Source organism: Limnohabitans sp. (assembly GCF_040400975.1).
In the GTDB taxonomy this organism is placed as follows: domain Bacteria; phylum Pseudomonadota; class Gammaproteobacteria; order Burkholderiales; family Burkholderiaceae_C; genus Limnohabitans_A.
Window position 1 is genome coordinate 1,934 of record NZ_JBBAPF010000052.1, and the last position, 3,725, is coordinate 5,658.

General features: G+C 60.8%; 1 protein-coding gene. It reads right to left on the reverse strand.

What is annotated here, in order from left to right:
* Positions 1–313 precede the first annotated feature (313 nt).
* Positions 314–3,256 (reverse strand): amino acid adenylation domain-containing protein, encoded by a 2,943-nt coding sequence (locus tag ABWQ00_RS15515; RefSeq protein WP_353239560.1) that lies wholly within the window; start codon positions 3,254–3,256, stop codon positions 314–316.
* Positions 3,257–3,725 lie beyond the last annotated feature (469 nt).

Here is a 3,725-nt window from a genome sequence, read left to right on the forward strand (position 1 = left end):
AGCCCAGAGCAGACCACACCGACTCCAAGTGAAAGCAGCAAGCTGAAGGTTAATATGGGGTGTGCCGGGGACTGCTCCCCCAAAGTCAATCTCCAATGCCACACTCGTGCGTTGTTTTCCCACTCTCAAGGTCCAAGCAGGAAGCTTTCGCTGCTGTTTCGAGCCCCTGGGCCGCAATTGGAAAGACTGCCAGCCGTTACCCCATGAAAGTCTTAAGTGCTTGTTCTGTAGCTCAAGCCCTCTCATTTTGCTGGGCCGTTCCTGGCAGTCTCTGTGGCGCGTGCCCCAGTTGCAGCCCACCCCGCTTGCAAGCCTAACGCTTGCAAAACCCCAACTGTGTGAAACGGGCATCCACCCTGTGGATGGCCACAAGAAAGGAGGAGACTGTCATGCAATTAGGGAATGCCTGGAAAGCAGCATCGCGAATTTGGCCGGGCGCAAGCAAGGTGACCATTTCCTGGCGGTGGTTGCGGCCCCGCTTTCGTGCCCGGCTAAGGAAGACCTGCTGCCGCTGTGCCCCGTCGGCCTCCAAGTACCAGGTCCAGCGACAAGCCTTCTCTGTCAGCTGGCAGACGCGTCGCATCAAGTCAATCATGCCTGGGTGGCAGCCCTGGCAGGCTTGCGACACAAAAATGTGGCGGGGCAACGACAGGCCACGCTTCAGCTGCACCACCACCCCTGGCGGTGTGAGAAGAAACTCAGGTGTGCAAAGGACTGCGCCTGTCATAGCCGCCACACACCGAATGCGGTCCCCTGGCGCAGACGGGTTCACTGTCACAAAAACCTGGGCAACGGCCCTGTCCTGGACCAGCCTCAGTTGTTCCTGACGAAGCTTGAGTTGCCACTGGCTTGGCCACCTTTGAAGGGCGGCCGTGGCCTCCTCATCCACGAAAACCTGGCAGCCGTAGAGGGCAGGCGCCTGCGGCGGCTGCAGCGTTTTGGCCCGCAGTCGAAGACGTGCGTCCAAAATTATCTGGCGGTCCCTCTCCTGCGCGTGGAAGGCAGCCATCTTCTGCTCTGCGTCATGGCCGAGGGCCTCAATTGGGAGAACGCCCTCCTGGACAGCTGCACGTTGGCGTTCATCTCGGGCTGCCTGCTGGAAGCACGCCTCTTTCTCATGGCGTGCTGTCCAGGCTGCTATGGCTGCTGCCTCCAAGGCCTGGTCTGTAATGGGCGTAGTGGCTGGCGTGACTGTGGCAGCGGCTGCAGCAGCGGCGGCCTCCTGGCGCCGGCGCCTCAACCATGCCGCAGCTGTTGGGGCGTCGTGCAACGGCAGCTGCCGCAAGTGGGCTGTGGCTTGCCGGCGGAGCTTGCCTGGCCTTCCGATGCGTGGTGCTCCGAAGGTGCAAGACCAAATGAGGCGAGCTGCTCCCAGCAGCTTTTCGTCTGGGGTGGGCAAGGCAGCTCGGGCCAACTCGAGGACCAATTGGCGCTCCTCGGCTTCTGGGCTCCCCTGCCAGTGCTCCCCAAGGTGCCTTTTGAACATGGAGAAGTTTTGCTCGATGCCCGCTGTGGAGCCGGGAGCTACAGCGAAGCGCTGCAGCAGGGCGTGCAGCGTTTCTGCTGGGAAGTTTTGTCTGCGACGCTTGGTGGCTTGCGTTCGCTGAATCGCACGTTGCCATGCTGTGGCAGCTGGCACTTCAGGTGCCCGTCTCAGCTCGGCCTGGACAATTGGCACGTGCTCCTTGAACTGGTCAAACAGCCTCGCAGTGTCAACTTTGAAGGCCGTGGCAAGCCGCTCCAGGTCCCGGTTCTGGGTTCGCGCCAGGCTTGGCATGGGCATGGAAGCAGCGAGCTTGGAACTGGAGCGGGCTTCCGGTTGCGGAGCTGCTAGGCGGAATACCCTGAAGCAAGCCAGGAGCTCAAACTCAGGGAACTCGGTGTTGGCGACCTCCTCGGCCAGGCGGCTCCAAGCAACCATGTGCCCAAGGCACTCTGTGACAGACTCTGGGCTGGTACTACCGCTGCCTCCCAACTCGACAAGTCCACGCCCTGGAATAGGCAGCAGCTTGGTGTGGCGCAAGTGCTCAAGGGCTAGGCTGGTGTAGCCCATGGTCAGGCAGCCTTTCTCAGCAAAGAGCTGCCTGAGCCTTTGCTTGAATCCTGCAAGCTGCTCAGACATCTCCTCCACCCGGAAGGCTTCACGGTCAAAGAAGCGGGTTAGGACCAGGCATTCATCGCTGGCGTCGGCAAGCATACCCATGAGGACGACGTTCTGTGGCTCGCTGAGGAGCTGCAGGAACTGCAGCGCTCCCTTGTGCTCCTTGGAGGCAGCAGGACGCTGCTGGCAAATGAGGTCCATTGTGCTGATGGTGGCATCCAGGTTGAGCAGGCAGCGGCCAAGGGGCTTTGCCGTCGAGTCAAAGCGCTGCTTGGCGAAAGACATGTTCCGGATGGAGCCTTGCACCCCAGCGGCGTTGCCTTTGCGCGCCTGTTTGCTGACCTCCTCCTCGAACATGCACTGCAGTTGCCGGGAGTTGTTCAGGAGACGGGCGACAGAGGTTTCGCCCAAAACAACCACCCGCATAATGCGGTCAAGCTTGGAGTCTGCCTGGAAGGTGCGCTCGGTAAGCCGCCGGGTGGCGTGCGCCCTGTCCCTGAGGATCATGCGCAGGTTGGGCAGCTTCTGGCAGAGGCTGCTTCGCAAAGAAGCTGGGTGAAGCATTTTGGCGGCCAACTGCTCATTGGCGGCCCCGTCTGCCGTGAACATCTCGATACGGTCAAGAATGTGCTTCTGCAGAGAAGCGTTGCATTGGCCACAGTGATTCAGCTGGGCCCTCGGCGTGTTCAGCGCCGGGTGGATTGCACGCCGTGTACAGAAGCTTGACACGGCCCTGTGCACCGCCGCAGCAATGTCGTGGGCGTTGCTGCCAGCGTCGCGAAGCAGCGCCAGGCAACCGTATTGAACATCGAGGTTGTCATTCGAAGCTGCGTACTTCACAAGGAGGCGGCCATTGCGCTCGTCCGTTGCGATGCTCATGCACCTGGCAGCCTGGAGGAAGTCATGCTCCCGGTCACGGATTGCCTCAAACAGGCACCATTCCAGCGTCCGTAGTTTGCGGCGGCTTGGCTGGTCACTCTCCCGCAGCGCCAGGCGCTTCCAGGCATTGGCAAAGTCCACCACGGCAGGGGCTGCTCCAGGCAGGCAGCTGCCTGCTTTGGAGTTTGCTGCGGCATGGCCAGCACGCCGAAACAAGTACTGGATGACTGCTTCCTTGTGAGTTTGCGAGGCAGCGTGACGCTTGAAACTGCTCATTCGAAGCCCCCCCCCCCAGTCACAGTAAGCTTCACATAATTATCATAATGGCGCTGCCGCCGGATCTGGGAGCTGCCCAGTGGCCCCTGGCAACAGTTCTTGGCTGCCCATCTGCACGCCTTGCACCCCACACCCCAAACTGAGCTCGTAGCATGGAGAGGCCGAGCCTGAAGCCATGAAGCCTTCACACCAGCGTCAGCATCGAGTGGCGTGCGTTGTTGCCACCAAGCCCTTTTGGCGGCCCATGGGGCACTTTGAGCAATCACGGGCACCCCCAGGGTCCTCCTTCTTGTGACTGGACAAGTGCTCATTCCACGACGACGAAGTGCTGCCGCCAGTGGCGTAGTAGTCAGCGATGGCCATCATATGTTTAAATATATGGAGTGCGCCGGGCGCTACCTCCTTGCAAGCAAGGCCCCTCCCCACCCTTGAGCCTTTGATCGGCCGCAAGTTGGATCCAAGTCAGGCA

What these genes read in the sequence shown, in the direction of transcription:
- ABWQ00_RS15515 (WP_353239560.1), bottom strand. Translation starts at nt 3,256, where the DNA reads ATGAGCAGTTTCAAGCGTCACGCTGCCTCGCAAACTCACAAGGAAGCA.